Genomic DNA, 16244 nt, shown 5'->3' with positions numbered 1-16244 from the left:
AGCACCCCTTTCCGAAGCCGGCCGCCGCATGGCTGAGCCGGCGCCCTCCCCCGCCCGCTCCGCCATCTGCTGGCCGGTCTTCCTCTCGGCCGGCGGCGTGCTGCTGGCGCTGGTGATCTTCGCCGGGCTCTGGCCGGACCGGGCCTCCACCGCCTTTACCGCGGCCCAGGCCTGGGTGATCGAGAGTTTCGGCTGGTTCTACATGCTGGCCGTGGCGATCTTCCTGATCGCTGCCGTGGCACTCGCCTTCGGGCGGCACGGCGCGGTGCGCCTCGGCGCCGATGACGAGACGCCGGAATTCGGCAATGCCTCCTGGTTCGCCATGCTGTTCAGCGCCGGCATGGGCATCGGCCTGATGTTCTTCGGCGTGGCCGAGCCGGTGATGCACTACGCAACCCCGCCCCCCGGCACCGCCGGCGCGCCGCAGAGTTTTGGCGCGGCGCGGGAGGCGATGGTCTCCACCTTCTTCCACTGGGGCCTGCATGCCTGGGCCGTCTACGCCATGGTGGGGCTGGTGCTCGCCTATTTCGGCTTCCGGCGCGGCCTGCCGCTGACGCTGCGCTCCGCGCTGTACCCCCTGATCGGCGAGCGCTTCCGCGGCTGGCCGGGCCATGCGGTGGACAGCTTTGCCGTCATCGGCACCATGCTCGGCGTCGCCACCTCGCTCGGCTATGGCGCGGCGCAGGCCAATGCGGGCCTCGCGCATCTGACGGGGATGCCGACCGGGCCCTGGGTGCAGGTGGCGCTGATCGTGGGGATCATCGGCATCGCGCTGGGCTCCGTCGTGATGGGGCTGGATGCGGGCATCCGGCGGCTGTCGATCCTGAACCTCGGCCTGGCACTCGGGCTGATGGTCTTCGTGCTGGCGACGGGGCCGACGCTGTTCCTGGTGCAGGCCTATGTGCAGAACACCGGCGCCTATCTCGCCGATATCGTCGGCCGCACCTTCCGGCTGCATGCCTACGAACCCTCCGGCTGGCTCGGCGGCTGGACCCTGCTCTACTGGGCCTGGTGGATCGCCTGGTCCCCCTTCGTCGGCATGTTCATCGCGCGCATCAGCCGTGGCCGGACCATCAAGGAATTCGTGCTCGGCGTGCTGGTGGCGCCGGCGGGCTTCACCTTCGCCTGGATGACCATCTTCGGGAACACCGCCATCCAGATGGACATGGCACAGGGCGGCTGGCTGGCCGCCGCGGTGGGCGAGGATGTGACCACCGCGCTGTTCCGCTTCCTCGATGCGCTGCCGCTCTCGGCGATTTCCGGCTGGGTGGCGACGCTGCTGATCGTGACCTTCTTCGTCACCTCGGCCGACAGCGCGGCCCTGGTGGTGGACACCATCGCCTCCGGCGGGTCGGAGGAGAATCCGGTCTGGCAGCGCATCTTCTGGTGCGTGGCGATCGGCGCGCTGGCGGCGGTGCTGCTGCTGGCGGGCGGGCTCTCGGCGCTGCAGACGGCGTCGCTGATCGGCGCGCTGCCCTTCACCGCCATCATGCTGCTGGCGACCTGGGGGCTGTTTAGGTCGCTGGCGGAGGAGGAAGGGGCGCGTGCCGGCATCATCCCGGCCCGCGCACCGGCGGGCGGCGATGGCTGGCAGCAGCGGCTGGGCGCGGCCTTGCACCGGCCGAGCCGCGTCACGGCGGAACGGCATCTCGGCGCCGCCATCCGCCCGGCGCTGGAGGCGGTGGCGGAGGAGATCCGCAAGCGCGGCGGCCAGGCGGAGCTCTCGGCCGAGGAGGGCCACGCCGGCCTCGCGGCCGAGCTGCCCGGCGGCGCGCGCTTCACCTATGCGGTGCAGCTGCGCCCGATGAAGGAGGCCGCCTTCGCCCTGGCCGGCGCGCAGCCCACCGAGGCCAGCCGCCATCGCTGGTGGCGGGCGGAGGTGGCGGGCGCCGGCTATGACGTCTTCGGCTGGACGCGGGACGACATCATCGGTGATGTCCTGGCCGTGCTCGACCGCGCCCTCGCCAGGCGCTGAGGGGTGTCCAGGGTCCTGCTCTCCGCCGGCGCGCTGTTTGCCGGCGTGGCGCTGCTGCTGACGGGGCATGGGCTGCTGACCCTGCTGCTGCCGCTGCGCGGCGCGGCGGAGGGGTTTGGGCCCATCGCCATCGGCCTGCTCGGCTCGGCCTATTTCGCCGGCTTCGTCGCGGGCTGCCTGCACGGGCCGCATCTGGTGGGGCGGGCCGGTCATATCCGCGCCTTCGCCGCGGTGGTCTGCGGCGTCTCGGCGGTGGCCTTCGCCTATCCGCTGCTGGTGGGCGAAGTGGCCTGGGCCCTGATGCGCTTCGGCTTCGGCTATGGGTTGGCCGTGTTCTACCTGGTGGTCGAATCCTGGCTGAACGACCGCGCGACCAACACCACGCGCGGGCTGCTGCTCGGCACCTATGTGATGATCAACCACGCCGCCATCGCCACCGGGCAGATGCTGCTGCTGGCCTATCCCGTGGCGGGGTTCGAGCTGTTTGCGGTGGCGGGCATCCTGATCAGCCTGGCCGCCATTCCCGTCGCGCTCAGCCGGGCGCCGCAGCCGCAGCCGGTGACGGATGTGCGCTTCCGGCCGGGCCGGCTGTGGCGGGCGTCGCCGGTCGGGCTGGTGGGCAGCCTGATGGTGGGGCTGGCGAATGGCGCCTTCTGGGGGCTGGGCGCGGTGGCGGCCACCGGCTTCGGGCTGGACGCGACGGGTGCGGCGCTGTTCATGACGGCGGCGGTGCTGGCCGGCGCCGTGACGCAGATGCCGATCGGCCGGCTGTCGGACCGGATGGACCGGCGGCTGGTGCTGGCGGGGCTGCTGCTGGCCTCGATCGGCGTCGGCCTGGCGCTGGGGCTTTCCGCGCCGCAGGGTTTTGGGCTGCTGGCGCTGGCCGCCTGCTTTGGCGGGCTGGCCCTGCCCTGCTATTCCATCGCCGCGGCACATGCCTATGACCATGCCGACTCGGCCGATTATGTCGGCACCGCCTCCTCGCTGCTGCTGGTGAACGGGCTGGGCTCGGTCGCCGGGCCGATCGGCGCGGCGCTGCTGATGCGGTCCTTCCCCGGCGGCGGGCTGTTCCTGTTCATCGCGCTGACCCAGGCCGGGCTGCTGGCCTTCGTACTCTGGCGCCTGCGCCGCCGCGCCGCCCCCGCGCCGGAAGCGCGGGAGAGCTTCGACATGGCCGCCACCTCCCCGGCCATGGTCGGCGCCGTCATCGCGCCGGGGGCGGAGGCGGAGCCCAGGGACTGATCAGCCGAGCTGGGCGCCGGAGGCCCGGACCGCATCGCCCCATCGCGCCCGCTCCGTCGCGATGAAGGCGGCGAAGGCCTCCGGGCTCATGGCCGGCGCCGGCTCCGCGCCACGGGCGCGCAGCGCGCCCACCAGCGCCTCGTCCCGCAGCCCGGCGGTGAAGGCCTCGTTCAGCCGCGCCACCATGGCGGCGGGCGTGCCGGCCGGTGCAAAAATGCCGTCCCAGGCGCTGACCTCGAAGCCCGGCAGGACGGAGGCGACGGTGGGCAGGTTCGGATGCGTCGCCAGCGGCGTGGCGGAGGTGACGGCCAGCGTGCGCACCGCCTCGTTCTGCATGGCGGCGAAGGCGGCTGGGATCAGCTCGATCGCCATGTCGATCCGCCCCGCCGCCAGGTCCGTCATCGCCGCCGCATTGCCGCGATAGGGCACGTGCTGGATATCGACGCCGGCAGCGATGCGGAACATCTCCGCCGCGATATGGCCGGTGGTGCCATTGCCGGCGGAGCCGTAGCTCGCCTGGCCGGGGCGGGCGCGCAGCCAGGCGATCAGCTCGGGCAGCGTCTCCACTCGCAGGTCGCGCTTCACCAGCACCACCAGCACGATGCGCGACAGAGGCGCGACGGGGATGAAATCCTCATGCGGGCGGAAGCTCAGGCGGGGGTAGAGCGCCTCGTTGATCGCATGGGTGCCGTTGGTGCCGTAGAACAGGGTGGTGCCATCCGGTGCGGCGCGGGCGGCGACTTCCGCGCCGACATTGCCGCCGGCGCCGGGGCGATTGTCCACCACGATGGTCTGGCCGAGCCGCGCCTGGGCCGGGCCGATGGACAGCCGCGCCAGGGTGTCGCCGCCGCCGCCGGCCAGGAAGGGCACGATCAGCCGGATCGGCCGATCCGCCGCGGTTTGTGCCCGCGCCCCGCCGGCCGCCAGCAGCAGCCCGGCCGCCATGGCTCCTCGCCGCGTCAGGCGCGGCCCCTTGCCTGTTTGCATTGCTTCCTCCCCTCCAGACTAGAAAGCCCTCCCCCCCCGAAGGGGAAGAGGGCTTTTGTTTCTCAGACCGGCCAGGCTTCCAGCAGATCCACCGGGTCGCCATAGGTCTCCGCGAGCGCCCGCACCTTCGGGTCGCGCAGCGACAGCAGGTAGCCGTCCTCGACCAGCGGGCGGTTTCCGGCCGTGACCGTGGCGTCGTAGAGCACCAGGTCCATGTGGATATGCGGCTCCTCCCAGTTCGGCATCACGCGTCGGAGGTAGTCGGACGGCTTCGGCGCATTGATGCCGACATGCAGGCTGCCCGGCGAATTCGGCCCGGCGGGGTAGATGTCGAAGCGCGGTGCCTTGGGGTTATGGCCGCAGCCCAGCTCCTCCAGCGTGCCGCCGATCAGGTAGTCGCGCAGCACCTCGGCGGCGAAACCCTCGCCATGGACGGCATGGACCAGGTCGTCCTTGAACTCGACGCCGACCGGGCTTTCGAAGGGCTTGTCGAAGCCGACCGCCCAATTGGCCCAGACCGTGCCATTGATGCCGACCTTGTCCTCCGGCTTCAGCCCGACCATCGAGTATTCGAACAGGTTCGGCCCATGCGTCGGCAGGTAATGCACGTAGCAGCCCGGCTCATCCGCCACGTTGTGGCCGCGCCAGCGATTGTGCTTCCGCAGATGCTGCAGCATGGCATCGGTATAGGGGATGCGGAGATCCGTGCCGCGCGGGTCGGACAGGCGCAGGGTGAAGTCGCCCTGTTCGGGGAACATGCGGCCGGTGGCGCGGATGATCTCGCCCAGCAGGTCCAGCGGGAACTGCGCCTGCGGCGTGTGCAGCAGGTCGAGGTCGCGGAAGAAGGTGATCTTCACCCATCGCTGGCCCTGCTTGCGCCGCAGCCCGATGCAATAGGGGTCGAGCACGGAGGCGAACCAGGTGGAAACGACGAAAGTGGCGCGCGACAGCATCGCCTTCGCCTCCTCCGGCACCGTCACGTAGCGGGTGCTCTCGCCCATGTAGCTGGCGAAGGTGGCGCCGCGGCCGCGGGCGAGGCCCTGCACGGCCTGGATCACGCGCGGATCCAGCAGCGGGTCGGTCAGCATCACCACATGGTCGCCGGGGCGGATCGCCATTACGCGGCAGAAATTGTCGACACCGCGCAGATAGGCGCCGAGATCGGCCGGCGGATGTTTCACGGGATGCGGCAGGCCGCGGCGCGTCGGCGCGGCCAGGATGTCTTCGATGCGCGTGGGGAAGCGCGACATGGGTGTTTCCTCCGCCGGGTCACTTGAGGCCCTTAGAACCCTAAGTATTGCGGAGGTACGGCGCCGCCGTCCAGCCCCCCTTCAGAGGGCTGGATGGCGTGCGGGAGGGTCAGCCCTCCGAGATCACCTTCAGCACGCCGGGCACGGCGAGCGCGGCGAATTGCTGCGCCGTGGCGATATCGCCCTCGTTGTACCAGCCGGCCTCGTGCAGCAGGTTGATGGTGGCGATGCTCTGGCCGTCCCAGCGCACCGGCACGTTCAGCACGCTCTCGCAGCCCAGGCTGCGGATCAGCTCGTGGTCGTAGAAGACGTCGGTGATGTCGGCGTAGTTGTATCCAATGTAGGGCACGCCATCGCCCAGCACCTTCTGGAACCAATGCGTCGGGTTGATCGGCTTGCGGCCGCCGACCGGGTATGCCGCCGGCATGTTCGAGTAGTAGCGCTGGCTCTCATTCGCGCCGGGATGGATCACCAGGATGGTGAAGAGCTTGTGGCCGATGGCCTGGCCCATGGCGGCGTCCAGCGCGGCGAAAAGCTCCTGCGGCTGGCCGGGCTGGATCATGGCGCTGACAACTGACGAAAAATCGGGAACGGGGCGGGTCATGGGGACGCCTTGGTACGGGTTTTCTCAGGAATCATGCCCTGCGGCCGGAAGCGCAGCAGCAGGATCAGGCTCAGCGCGATCGCGCCCTCGCGCAAGGCCGCCTTCTGCACCGGGCTGACGCCGGGGATGATGGCGGAGAGGAAGCGCGTGGATTCCAGCAGCGCGATGACGAAGAGCGCGCCGATGATCGCGCCACGCATGGCGCCGACGCCGCCCGCGGTCAGCGCCAGCACGATGTAGATGGTCAGCAGCGGGGCGAAGCCGTCGGGCGCGATATAGGCGTTGTAATGGGCATAGAGCGCCCCCGCCCCACCCAGCACCGCGGCGCCGAGGGTGAAGGCGCGCACCTTGAACCACAGCACCGGCTTGCCGGCGACGGCGGCGACATCCTCATCCTCCCGGATCGCGCGCAGCACGCGGCCGAAGGGCGAATGCGACAGGCGCGCGAGCAGCACGAAGACCACGGCGACGGCGGTCCAGACGATGCCGAGATAGATCAGGTTGAATTCGGGCGGCGAGACGGCGCCGCGCCACGGCCCGGGAATGCCGGAGATTCCGTCCGTGCCATTGGTCAGCCAGATCTCGTTCGAGGCGGTCAGGCGAATGACCTCGGCAAAGCCCAGCGTGACGATGGCCAGGTAGTCGCCGCGCAGCCGCGCCACGATGAGCGCCATGATGGCGCCCGCGGCGGCGGCCACCACCGCGCCCGCCGCCCAGCCCAGCGGCATCGGCCAGAAGAGTTTTGTCGTCAGCAGCGCGGAGGCATAGGCGCCCAGGGCGAAGAAGCCGACCAGGCCGAGATTGACCATGCCGGTCAGGCCCCAGATCACGTTCAGCCCCAGCGCCATCAGCGCATAGAAGCCGGCGAAGACCAGCATGGCGATCAGATAGGCGTCCATCAGTTGCGCCCTCCCAGAATCCCCTGCGGCCGGAACATCAGCACCAGCAGGATGGCGAGGAAGGCGGTGACAGTGCGGTAGGCCGGCGAGAGCACGAGCCCCGCCATTTCCTCGCCGACGCCGACCACCATGGCGCCCAGCGCGGCACCGGGAATCGAGCCCAGCCCGCCGACCACGGCGGCGGCGAAGACGGAAAGCACGACGCGAAAACCGGTCAGCGGATCGATCGAGGTATCGATGCCCACAAGCATGCCGCCGCAACCCGCCAGCCCGCCGCCGATGAAGACCGCAACGCGGGCAATGCGGTTGGGATCGACGCCCTTGATATCGGCCAGCACGGGATTGTCCGCCACCGCCCGCATCGCGCGCCCCAGCCGCGAGAAGCCGAGCAGCAGGAACAGCGCGCCCGCCGCGACGATGGCATAGCCGGTGTTCTGCAATTGCTGCGGGTTGATGCGGATGCCGTCGAACCGCCAATCGCGCAGGATCGGCAGGTCGTAGCCGCGCAGGTCGTTGCCGAAGCTGAACCGCAGGATGTTCTCGATCAGCAGGGTCATGGCGACGGAGGCAATCGCCACCGTCAGCGGCCCGGCCGGGCGCAGCGGCCGGAAGGCGAGTTCCTCCGCCGTCAGGGACACCAGCCCCGCCACCAGGAAGGCCAGCGGCAGTGCGAGGCCCACGGGCCAGCCATAGACCGCATTCGCCACCCAGCCGGCGAAGGCGCCGGCCGTCGCGAAGCCGGCGATGGCGAAGTTCGGGTAGCGCAGCACGGCAAAAATGCAGTTGAAGCCGATGGCGGGCAGCATCAGCACGCTGCCCGCCATCACGCCATTCAGCAGGACCTGCGCCAGGTCCCTCCAATCTTCCATCAATTCACGCCTTCATGCGCGCGGGACAGGGCCCGTGCTGCGGATCTCAGACGAGTTCGAGCACCTTGTAGGCGCCGCCCTCGGCCACTTCGTAGCGGAACTTCGTGCCGCGGATATCGCCGCGCTCGTCGAACTCGCAGGGGCCGGAGGCGCCCTCGAAATTCACCGCGCGGCCGGCCGCGATCAGCCGCAGCCCGTCCGTCACATTGTCCACCTTCTCCCCATCGCCCTGGCAGATTTTTCGCACGTTGTCGCGAATGACGGTGCCCGTGGCGTCGCCGCCCTGGGCTGCCGCCAGGATCGCCATGGTGGCGTGGTCATGCACCTGCGCGGAGTAGGGGTCGACTTCCGTGCTGCCGAAGGCGGCCTTCAGGCGGGTGAAGGCGGGGCTGTTCAGGTCCGGGCTCGGCTGGAAGGTCGTCAACCCGTTCGTCACCTCGTTCGGCAGCGTGCCGAAGACGCTGGCCGGCGCGGCATAGGCGAAGGTGAAGCGGCGGCCGTCGAAGCCGGCGCGGAACAGCTCGCGCAGCAGGATGGTCACATCCGGCAGGTAGCCGTTCAGCATCACGGTGTCGGAGCGCGACCGCATGATCTGGTCCACCTCGGAGCGGAAGGCCGTCTTGTCCCGCTCATAGACCACATAGCCGGAGACGGCGCCGCCGCCGGCGCGCATCACCTCCGTCATCACGTCCTGGCTCGACTGCGCGAAGGGCGACTGCGCGGCCATGTGGAAAACGCGCCTGGCGCCCTTGCCGAGCAGCCACTTCGTCGCCGTCTCGATCTGCAGGCGCGAATTGGGCTGGGTGCGGAAGATATAGCCCTGGTGCGGCAGCAGGGTGATGCTGTCGGCGCCGGAGACGGTGAAGAGCGGCACCCGGTTCTCCCAGCACAGCGGCGCGACGGCCGTGGTGACGGAGGAGGCCCAGGTGCCCATCAGCGCCTGCACGCGGTCCACATCGATCAGCTTGCGCGCGCCGCGCACGCCGGCATCGGGGTTGGTCTGGTCATCCTCGAAGGCGAGCCGCACCTGGCGGCCCTTGATGCCGCCGGCGCTGTTCGCGGCCTCCACCACGCCCTGCATGGCGCGCAGCATGGCCGGGCCATAGGGGCCGCCCGCGCCGGTCAGCGGCGGCAGCGCGCCGAAGACCACTGGCTGCGTCTGCGCGAAGGCGCGGCCGCCGATGGCGAAGGTGGAGACGGCCGCGGCCGCCCCCAGCAGGGCGCCGCGGCGCCCGATTTGTGTCCCGATCATCAGCTGAGCTTCCCTTGTTGGTCGTTGCTGTCTCTCGGCCCCCTCACCCAACCCTTTCCCCCGAAGCCGGGGGAGAGGGCCTTGCGGGCAGCGGGGGTCTCATTCATCCGCCCAGGAACAGGCGGCGCACTTCGGGGTCGGCGGCCAGCGCCGCGGCCGGGCCGGTGCGGGCGACGCGGCCATCGACCAGCACGATGCCCTCCTCCGCGATCGCCAGCGCCTCCAGCGCATTCTGCTCCACCATCAGGATGGCGGTGCCCTCCGCATGGATGGCGGCGATGTCGTCGAAGAGGCTTTCGGCGGCCTTGGGGCTGAGGCCCGCAGAAGGCTCGTCCAGCAGCAGCAGCTTCGGCGCCACCATCAGCGCCATGCCCATGGCGAGGATCTGGCGCTGGCCACCCGAAAGGGTTCGGGCCGCGCGCCGGCGCTTCTCCGCCAGCATGGGAAACCGGGCAAACAGCCCCTCCACCCGCTGCGCCACGGTCGCGCGGGGCTCCAGATAGCCGCCCATCTCCAGGTTCTCGCGCACCGAGAGGCTGGGGAAGATATTCGCCTCCTGCGGCACGAAGGCGACGCCCCGCGCCGCCACGCCGCGCGGCGGCAGGCCGGTGAGCACCTCGCCGGCCAGCCGCACCTGGCCGGATTTCGCGCGCAGCATCCCGGCGATCGCTTTCAGTAGTGTGGATTTGCCGGCCCCATTGGGTCCGACGATCGCGGCCATGCGCCGCTCCGGCAGCGCGACGGTGATGCCCTTCAGGATCTCGTCGGCCGCGCCATAGCCACCGACCAGGGCTTCCACTTCCAGCAGCTGGGTCATGCGTGCGCCCTCCGGCCCATATAGGCCTCCTGCACCCGCGCATCCGCGGCGACCTGTTCAAAGCTGCCCTGCACCAGGAAGCGACCCTCCGCCATGACGATGACGGGGTCGCAGAGCGAGCTCACGAAATCCATGTGGTGCTCGACGATCAGCACCGTCATGCCCTCGTCCCGCAAGCTGCCGATATGGGCCGCGATTTCGGCCGAGAGGCTGGGATTCACCCCAGCCACCGGCTCATCCAGCAGCAGCAGGCGCGGCTCCGCCATCAGGGCGCGGCCGATTTCCATGAGTTTCTTCTGGCCGCCCGAGAGGGCCGCGGCCTGGTTGTCCAGGACCCGCGTCAGGTTCAGCCGGGCGGCCACCCCCTTGGCACGCTCGCGCAGCATCTCCTCCCGCGCCCGCATGACGGCAGGGCGCAGAATGGCGGCCGCCACCCCCTCCCCCGGCTGCGCCGGGCCATACAGAAGAAGATTCTCCAGCACCGTCAGGCGGGGGATGCCGCGGGCGATCTGGAAGCTGCGCACCAGCCTGGCGCCGGTGATTCGGTCCGGCCGCCAGCCCGTGATGTCCCGTCCATCAAACAGCACCTGGCCGGAATCGGGCCGGATAACGCCGGAGATGCATTGGAAGGCGGTGGACTTGCCGGCGCCGTTCGGGCCGATCAGCGCCGTGACGGTGCCCGGCCGCACCTGCAGCGACAGCCCATCCAGCGCGACCACCCCGCCAAAACTGCGGCGGAGATCGCTGATCTGCAAAAGCGGCGGCTGGGGGGAGGAATCCGTCATCACGGGAACGCTACACGCGCGCCCGCCCTCCCGGAAGCCGGGTCAGCTGGTCAGGCGGAACCGTTTCGTCGGTGGATGGTCCGGGCGGGGCGGCGGCGGCGCGGGGCGGCTGGGGCGCGCGGGCGGCCGCTGGGCCTCCGCCTCCTCCCGCATCCGCGCCATCAGTGCCAGCTCCGCCGGCGCTGCCTCCCGCAACAGGCCCGAGGCGAGCAACCGCTCGCGCCGGAAGGCCTGGTCGTCCATGCAAACCTCCTGAACCCCGGACGGGACTCGTTCGCCCATCCTTGGGCACTCCCTAGCTGGCAATGGCGGCAGCCATCCGGCAGGGCCATGACGAGGAGGTGACATGAGTCCCCTTAAGGAGTGTTCAACGGCGCGGGCCTACTCCTCCCAGCCATGCGCTTCCCCGGCCAGCCAGCGGCGCCCGGCGGCGTAGAGCGCCTGCACCTTCTCCCCCTTCAGCCCAGGCATATCGGTCTTCACCTCGTAGCCGATGCCGGTCTGCAGATAGGCCAGGTGGCGGTAGCCCTCCGGGAAGCGGGCCAGCAGCGCCGGGTCGAGCGAAAGCCTCGCCGCCGGGTCCACCGGGTCCATCCGGTCCTTCTCGTAGATCGGCTGGCGCAGCACGATTCCCCATTTGCCGTCCCGCTGCTCGATGAAGTCGTGAAAGCGGCCGGTGCAGACGACGTCCACCAGCACGCCATGCACCTCCGCCCGCTGGCTGATGGTCATCTTCGTCTGGGCGATGGCGCGTGTACCGGCCAGGTCCACCGAACAGCCGCCCAGGAAATGCAGGATCGAGACGCCGCGCGCCCAGCCGGCCTTGGAGGCGGCGATGAAATCCGCGGCCGAGGCCTGGCACCAGGTGGCCATCATCCGCCCCTCCTCATGCCAGCAGGTGGCGAAGCGGTCCCAATCCCCGGCATCGCGCCAGACCGCCCAGTTCTGCACCAGCTCCGCGACCTCGAGGCGGCGGAGCAGATCGGATTGGGACATGGCAGTTTCCTCGCTTCGAATGGCTTGACGGGCGGCGGCCTGGCCGCGATGGAGGCCGCAACAAACGATTGCACCGATTGCAACAGCCTCGGGAGAATGTCCATGACCGCGAAGATCGGCCGCCGCGGGGCCCTCGCCTTGCCCGCCCTGCTGCTGCCGCTGGCGGCCCGGGCGCAGGCCGCCTGGCCGGACCGGCCGGTGCGCTTCATCCAGGGATTCGCCCCCGGCGGCACCACGGATATCGTGGCCCGGCTGCTGGCGCCTGCCATGTCCGCCGCCTGGGGCCAGCCGGTGGTGGTGGAGAACCGCCCCGGCGCCGGCGGGACCCTGGCGGCGAATACCCTGGCGCGGGCCAATGACGGCCATACGCTGATGCTGCTGAACAACGGTTTTGCCGTCTCCGCCGCGCTGTACCGCAGCCTGCCCTATGACCCGCGCGCGGATATCGAGCCGGTGGCGATGGTGGCCTCCACGGGCCTGGTGATCCTGGCCGGGCCGAACGGGCCGCGCGACATGGCGGAGCTGGTGGCGCAGGCCAAGGCGCGGCCGGATGCCATCAACTTCGCCACCGTCGGCGTCGGCAGCACGCAGCATTTCGTGGCAGAGGCGGTGCAGGGCGCCGGCGGCTTCCGGATGACCCATGTGCCCTATCGCGGCACCCCGGCCGCCATCGTCGCGCTGCGGAACGGGGAGGTGCAGGTGGTGGCGGAGACGGCCTCCGCCGTGCTCGGCCAGATCCGGAGCGGCGAGGTGCGGGCGCTGGCCATCACCAGCGGCCAGCGGTCGCCACTGCTGCCGGAGGTGCCGACCATCGCCGAAGCCCTGGGCGCACCCGGCTTCGACATCGTCACCTGGTATGCCATCGGCGCGCCGGCCGGCACGCCGCCCGCCGTTGTGCAGCGCATCACCTCCGTGGCACAGGCAATGCATGGCAATGCGGAGCTGCAGGCGCGGCTCGGCGCGCTGGGGCTGACGCCGCGCGCGCCCGGCACCCCCGCCGAGACCCGCGCCGCCGTGCATGCCGAGATGGCGCGCTGGGCCGAGGTGGTCGAGCGCACCAATATGGAACGACAGTAGGAGTCCCGCGTGACCGACCGCACCGCCCCCGTTGCCCACCCCATCGCCCAGCTGATGCAGGACCGCTGGAGCCCGCGCGCCTTCACCGGCGCGCCGGTGACCGCCGCGCAGGAGGCCACGCTGCTGGAGGCCGCGCGCTGGGCCGCCTCCTGCTTCAACGAACAGCCCTGGGTCTTCGTCACCGCCCGCAAGGACGAGGAGGGCTTTGCGGGCCTGCTCTCCCTGCTCAGCGCCAACAACCAGGCCTGGGCGGGCGCGGCCGGGCTGCTGATGATCGGCTTCGCCCGCACCACCTTCGCCGCAAATGGCAGCCCGAATGTGATGGCGCAGTACGACCTGGGCCAGGCGGTGGCGCAGATGGCGCTGCAGGCGGTGGAGCTCGGCCTCGCCAGCCACCAGATGCGCGGCTTCGACGTGGAGCGGGCGCGCAGCGAGCTGGGCGTGCCGGAGGGGCATGAGCCGATGGTGGCGATCGCCTTCGGCACGCAGGGCGCGCCGTCCCTGCTGCCGGAAAAGCTGGCGGAGCGGGAAGTGGCACCGCGGGTGCGGAAGCCGGTGACGGAGTTTGCCCATGCCGGGCGGTATGGGGTGCCGGTGAAGGTGTGAGGGAGCGGGCGACAGCCCCCACCCCGACCCTCCCCCGTAAACGGGGGAGGGAGCAGCCAGAAGCCCTCCCCCGCACTTGCGGGGGGTCGCGGCGCTGCCGCGACGCCGAAGGCTGGTTGGGGTGGGGGCTCGGCGACCGCCCCCCTACCCCACCGCCTCCCTTACCAGGGCCCCCCGTATCTCGCAGAAATCCGCGAAGGCACTGACAAACCCCTCGCACTCCTCGGGCCCGACCATCAGCGACAGCGCCACCATCCCGCGCCGCGCGATGTAGTAGCCGCGGTCCAGCAGGTCGAGGAACAGCAGCTCCTTCAGCGCCTGGTTTCCTTCCGCCGCCTCCTCCGCATTGCGCGGCGCGGTCGGCATGAAGTGGAAGGCCATCATGCTGCCGCGGCCGGCCACCTGGATGGGCAGGTCGCCGGCCGCCCGCTGCAAAGCCTCGCGCAAAGCGTCGCCGCGGGCATTGTGCGCCCGGGCCACCTCCGGCGTGTAGATCTCGCTCAGCGCGGCGATGCCGGCGGACATGGTCAGGGTGTTGTTGTTGAAGGTGCCGGCATGCGGCACGGCATCCGGGCGGCGCGGATCGAAGATCGCCATCAGATCCTCCCGCCCGCCGAAGGCGCCGAAGGACATGCCGCCGCCCACATATTTTCCGAGTGTCGTCAGGTCCGGCGTGACGCCGGTGAGTTCCTGCAGGCCGCCGGGGGCGAGGCGGCTGGTCATCACCTCGTCGAAGACCAGCACAGCGCCCGTCTCATCCGCGAGCGCGCGCAGGCCGCGCAGGAAATCCTCCTCGGCCGCGATGCAGCCGCCGCCGCCCAGCATCGGCTCCAGGATGATCGCGGCCAGGTCGCCCGCAGTCGCGCGCGCCAGGGCCTGCGCCTCGGCCAGGTCGTTGTAGCCGGCGAGCACGACGCGATGCGGCACGTTGATCGGGTTGGCGCCGGGCCCGAAGGTCATCAGCCCGCCATGGTAGCCGCCGCGAAACCCCAGGATCGTCTTGCGCCCCGTGGCGATGGTGGCGCAGGCCAACGCCAGCAGATTGGCCTCGGTGCCCGAATTGGTGAAGCGCAAGGTCTGCAGGGAGGGGAAGCGATCGCGCACCAGCCGGGCGAAGCGCGCCTCGAAGGGGTTGTGCGCCGTCAGGTTCACCCCGGTGTCCAGCGCCCGCAGCACCGCGGCGCGGATCGCCGGGTGTGAATGGCCGAAGAGGCCTGCGGTGTATTCGCCGATCATGCTGACATAGGCATGGCCATCCAGGTCCCGCACCCGGCAGCCCTCCCCGCTTTCCGCCGTGAAGGGAAAGGGGCCGTGGAACAGCACGCTGCGCGTATTGCCGCCCGGCATCACCTGCGCGGCCTCCGCATGCCGCGCGGCGCTGAGGGGGCGCGCGCTGGCATAGCCTTCCCGCGCCTCCACCAGCGCATCTTCCAGCAGGGCATTGCGGACGGACATGGGGCTCTCCTCGGCAGCGGCCGAGGCTAGACCCGATCAATCGACGATGAACAGCCTCGCCCCGGTCGTGGTGCGGCTGCGATGCGGCTCCGCATTCTCCGCCACCTGGTAGGAACAACCCTCTCGCATGGTGAAGACGCGGCCATCGGCCAGCTCCGTCACCAGCTCCCCCTGCAGCACCAGCAGCACATGGCCGCGGGAGCACCAGTGGTCCGCGAGATACCCGGGCGAATACTCCACCATGCGCACGCGGATATTGCCCACCTCCAGCGTGCGCCACAGCGCGTGCCCGGTCTCACCTTCATGGCGCGTCTCCGGCCAGCCGGACCAGTCGGCCACCTGGAAGGGGACATTCTCGATGATCATGCCGCGCATCGCCTCGTTGAACACCGGCTGCATACCAGGCGCTTGACGCCCCAGCCACAAGCGGAAACTGTAGCGCGCAACGAGACCTGGCAAGCATCAGGAGCGGAGAGACAATTCATGCTGCCACCAGGCCTGCGCTGCTTCCTGGCCGTCGCCCAGGCGGGCTCGATGCGGGAAGCCGCGCAGCGGCTGCGCCTGGCGCAATCCGCCATCAGCCGCCGCATCCAGCAGCTGGAGGAGGATCTGGGCGTGCAGCTGCTGGAACGCGGCGCGCGCGGCGTGGCCCTGACGCCGGCCGGGGAGATCCTGCTGCATCATGGGCGGGAGGCGACGCATCTGACGGAGCGGCTGCGCGCGGACCTCGATGCGCTGCGCGGCGTGCGGCGCGGCCATGTGGTGCTGCGCCTGGCGGAAAGCTTCGCCGCCAACGGCCTGGCCACCGCACTCTCCGCCTTCCGCAGCGCCTATCCGGCCGTGACGCTGGATATCGCCGTGGTGGGGTCGGAGGCGATCCTCGCCTCGCTGCACGACCGCACCTGCCATCTCGGCATCGCCTTCAACCCGCCGGCGGATCCGGAGGTGGAGGTGCTGGCCTCCGCCGCCGAGCCCCTGGCGGTGATGGTGGCGCCCGGCCATCGCCTGGCCGATGCGCCCAGCCTGACGCTGGCGGACCTGGCCGGCATGCCGCTGGTCGCCCCCTCCTATCTCGGCAGTTCGCGCGACCTGTTCGACACGGCCTGCCGCGCCGCGCGGTCGCCGATCCGGCCGATGCTGGAGACCAATTCCCCGCATGTCGCGGCCGCCTTCATCGCCGATGGCAAGGGGGTGGCGGTGATGGTGCCGCGGGTGCTGGCGCTGCACCTGGCGCAGGGCAAGGTGCGCGCCGTGCCGCTGGCGGACCCGCTGCTGACCGGCGGGCGCATCGCGCTGCTGGCCCGGCGCGGGCGCCGCCTGCCGGCGGCGGCGGAGGCGCTGTCCGCCAGCCTGGCGCGGGTGCTGGAACAGGCGCGCTGATTGCACATGATTTGCACCATCCGCCCAGGCTTTGACCGCGGCCGCCTGGC

General features: G+C 70.7%; 17 protein-coding genes. 5 read left to right on the top strand and 12 right to left on the bottom strand.

Annotation, left to right across the window (positions count from 1 at the left end):
- The first annotated feature begins 28 nt into the window (after window positions 1-28).
- Both ACTIF1_RS20395 and ACTIF1_RS20390 read left to right on the top strand, forming a co-directional pair.
- Window positions 29-1975, top strand: a complete 1947-nt coding sequence (locus ACTIF1_RS20395) for a BCCT family transporter (protein ID WP_439598300.1) — start codon at window positions 29-31, stop codon at window positions 1973-1975.
- Between the two features lie 3 nt (window positions 1976-1978).
- A complete protein-coding gene (locus ACTIF1_RS20390) occupies window positions 1979-3217 on the top strand; it encodes an MFS transporter (RefSeq protein ID WP_439598299.1) in 1239 nt (412 codons plus the stop codon).
- Here ACTIF1_RS20390 and ACTIF1_RS20385 read toward each other — a convergent pair whose 3' ends face one another.
- The 10 genes from ACTIF1_RS20385 to ACTIF1_RS20340 form a co-directional block, all read right to left on the bottom strand.
- Window positions 3218-4204: a Bug family tripartite tricarboxylate transporter substrate binding protein gene (locus ACTIF1_RS20385; protein WP_439598298.1), complete on the bottom strand. Its 987-nt coding sequence runs from the start codon at window positions 4202-4204 to the stop codon at window positions 3218-3220.
- Between the two features lie 62 nt (window positions 4205-4266).
- Window positions 4267-5454: a hypothetical protein gene (locus tag ACTIF1_RS20380; RefSeq protein ID WP_439598297.1), complete on the bottom strand. Its 1188-nt coding sequence runs from the start codon at window positions 5452-5454 to the stop codon at window positions 4267-4269.
- Between the two features lie 109 nt (window positions 5455-5563).
- Window positions 5564-6058 (bottom strand): GAF domain-containing protein, encoded by a 495-nt coding sequence (locus tag ACTIF1_RS20375; RefSeq protein ID WP_439598296.1) that lies wholly within the window; start codon window positions 6056-6058, stop codon window positions 5564-5566.
- Window positions 6055-6957, bottom strand: a complete 903-nt coding sequence (locus ACTIF1_RS20370; RefSeq protein ID WP_439598295.1) for a branched-chain amino acid ABC transporter permease — start codon at window positions 6955-6957, stop codon at window positions 6055-6057. The genes ACTIF1_RS20375 and ACTIF1_RS20370 overlap by 4 nt, the downstream gene beginning before the upstream one ends.
- Entirely contained in the window at window positions 6957-7826 is an 870-nt protein-coding gene (locus ACTIF1_RS20365) for a branched-chain amino acid ABC transporter permease (protein ID WP_439598294.1), read from the bottom strand. Before ACTIF1_RS20365 ends, ACTIF1_RS20370 begins: the two co-directional genes overlap by 1 nt.
- A 46-nt stretch (window positions 7827-7872) precedes the next feature.
- Window positions 7873-9078 carry an ABC transporter substrate-binding protein gene (locus tag ACTIF1_RS20360; RefSeq protein ID WP_439598293.1) on the bottom strand — a complete coding sequence of 402 codons (1206 nt, stop codon included), beginning with the start codon at window positions 9076-9078 and terminating at the stop codon, window positions 7873-7875.
- A gap of 103 nt (window positions 9079-9181) precedes the next feature.
- The gene (locus tag ACTIF1_RS20355) at window positions 9182-9895 is read right to left on the bottom strand and encodes an ABC transporter ATP-binding protein (RefSeq protein ID WP_439598292.1); all 714 of its coding nucleotides are present in this window, start codon (window positions 9893-9895) and stop codon (window positions 9182-9184) included.
- Window positions 9892-10680: an ABC transporter ATP-binding protein gene (locus tag ACTIF1_RS20350; RefSeq protein ID WP_439598291.1), complete on the bottom strand. Its 789-nt coding sequence runs from the start codon at window positions 10678-10680 to the stop codon at window positions 9892-9894. Before ACTIF1_RS20350 ends, ACTIF1_RS20355 begins: the two co-directional genes overlap by 4 nt.
- Before the next feature lie 42 nt (window positions 10681-10722).
- The gene (locus tag ACTIF1_RS20345; RefSeq protein ID WP_439598290.1) at window positions 10723-10923 is read right to left on the bottom strand and encodes a hypothetical protein; all 201 of its coding nucleotides are present in this window, start codon (window positions 10921-10923) and stop codon (window positions 10723-10725) included.
- A 138-nt stretch (window positions 10924-11061) separates the two neighbouring features.
- Window positions 11062-11676: a nuclear transport factor 2 family protein gene (locus ACTIF1_RS20340; RefSeq protein ID WP_439598289.1), complete on the bottom strand. Its 615-nt coding sequence runs from the start codon at window positions 11674-11676 to the stop codon at window positions 11062-11064.
- A gap of 102 nt (window positions 11677-11778) precedes the next feature.
- Here ACTIF1_RS20340 and ACTIF1_RS20335 point away from each other — a divergent pair, with 102 nt between their 5' ends.
- Both ACTIF1_RS20335 and ACTIF1_RS20330 read left to right on the top strand, forming a co-directional pair.
- On the top strand, window positions 11779-12753 hold the full coding sequence (locus ACTIF1_RS20335) for a tripartite tricarboxylate transporter substrate binding protein (RefSeq protein ID WP_439598288.1): 975 nt from the start codon (window positions 11779-11781) through the stop codon (window positions 12751-12753).
- Window positions 12754-12762: 9 nt separating this feature from the next.
- Window positions 12763-13359 carry a nitroreductase family protein gene (locus tag ACTIF1_RS20330; RefSeq protein WP_439598287.1) on the top strand — a complete coding sequence of 199 codons (597 nt, stop codon included), beginning with the start codon at window positions 12763-12765 and terminating at the stop codon, window positions 13357-13359.
- Between the two features lie 144 nt (window positions 13360-13503).
- Here the strand turns inward: ACTIF1_RS20330 and ACTIF1_RS20325 are convergent, their stop codons facing one another.
- Both ACTIF1_RS20325 and ACTIF1_RS20320 read right to left on the bottom strand, forming a co-directional pair.
- Window positions 13504-14814, bottom strand: a complete 1311-nt coding sequence (locus tag ACTIF1_RS20325; RefSeq protein ID WP_439598286.1) for an aspartate aminotransferase family protein — start codon at window positions 14812-14814, stop codon at window positions 13504-13506.
- Between the two features lie 36 nt (window positions 14815-14850).
- Window positions 14851-15213, bottom strand: coding sequence for a DHCW motif cupin fold protein (locus ACTIF1_RS20320; RefSeq protein WP_439598285.1), 363 nt, complete (start codon window positions 15211-15213; stop codon window positions 14851-14853).
- A gap of 84 nt (window positions 15214-15297) precedes the next feature.
- Between ACTIF1_RS20320 and ACTIF1_RS20315 the strand changes: the two genes are divergently transcribed.
- Complete coding sequence (locus tag ACTIF1_RS20315; RefSeq protein ID WP_439598284.1) at window positions 15298-16194, top strand: LysR family transcriptional regulator; 897 nt, start codon at window positions 15298-15300, stop codon at window positions 16192-16194.
- Window positions 16195-16244: the final 50 nt, after the last annotated feature.

Origin of the sequence: Falsiroseomonas sp., assembly GCF_051860665.1 — a bacterium.
Taxonomy (GTDB): domain Bacteria; phylum Pseudomonadota; class Alphaproteobacteria; order Acetobacterales; family Acetobacteraceae; genus Falsiroseomonas.
Note: the sequence above shows the minus strand (reverse complement) of the source record. Positions and strands in the feature narration are given on the sequence as shown.

Excerpts from the sequence above, each read along its gene's own strand:
- ACTIF1_RS20380 (WP_439598297.1), bottom strand. The coding sequence starts at position 5,454 with ATGTCGCGCTTCCCCACGCGCATCGAAGACATCCTGGCCGCGCCGACG.
- ACTIF1_RS20335 (WP_439598288.1), top strand. The coding sequence starts at position 11,779 with ATGACCGCGAAGATCGGCCGCCGCGGGGCCCTCGCCTTGCCCGCCCTG.
- ACTIF1_RS20315 (WP_439598284.1), top strand. The coding sequence starts at position 15,298 with ATGCTGCCACCAGGCCTGCGCTGCTTCCTGGCCGTCGCCCAGGCGGGC.
- ACTIF1_RS20365 (WP_439598294.1), bottom strand. The coding sequence starts at position 7,826 with ATGGAAGATTGGAGGGACCTGGCGCAGGTCCTGCTGAATGGCGTGATG.
- ACTIF1_RS20360 (WP_439598293.1), bottom strand. The coding sequence starts at position 9,078 with ATGATCGGGACACAAATCGGGCGCCGCGGCGCCCTGCTGGGGGCGGCC.
- ACTIF1_RS20355 (WP_439598292.1), bottom strand. The coding sequence starts at position 9,895 with ATGACCCAGCTGCTGGAAGTGGAAGCCCTGGTCGGTGGCTATGGCGCG.
- ACTIF1_RS20370 (WP_439598295.1), bottom strand. The coding sequence starts at position 6,957 with ATGGACGCCTATCTGATCGCCATGCTGGTCTTCGCCGGCTTCTATGCG.
- ACTIF1_RS20375 (WP_439598296.1), bottom strand. The coding sequence starts at position 6,058 with ATGACCCGCCCCGTTCCCGATTTTTCGTCAGTTGTCAGCGCCATGATC.
- ACTIF1_RS20320 (WP_439598285.1), bottom strand. The coding sequence starts at position 15,213 with ATGCAGCCGGTGTTCAACGAGGCGATGCGCGGCATGATCATCGAGAAT.
- ACTIF1_RS20395 (WP_439598300.1), top strand. The coding sequence starts at position 29 with ATGGCTGAGCCGGCGCCCTCCCCCGCCCGCTCCGCCATCTGCTGGCCG.
- ACTIF1_RS20340 (WP_439598289.1), bottom strand. The coding sequence starts at position 11,676 with ATGTCCCAATCCGATCTGCTCCGCCGCCTCGAGGTCGCGGAGCTGGTG.
- ACTIF1_RS20385 (WP_439598298.1), bottom strand. The coding sequence starts at position 4,204 with ATGCAAACAGGCAAGGGGCCGCGCCTGACGCGGCGAGGAGCCATGGCG.
- ACTIF1_RS20350 (WP_439598291.1), bottom strand. The coding sequence starts at position 10,680 with ATGACGGATTCCTCCCCCCAGCCGCCGCTTTTGCAGATCAGCGATCTC.
- ACTIF1_RS20345 (WP_439598290.1), bottom strand. The coding sequence starts at position 10,923 with ATGGACGACCAGGCCTTCCGGCGCGAGCGGTTGCTCGCCTCGGGCCTG.
- ACTIF1_RS20325 (WP_439598286.1), bottom strand. The coding sequence starts at position 14,814 with ATGTCCGTCCGCAATGCCCTGCTGGAAGATGCGCTGGTGGAGGCGCGG.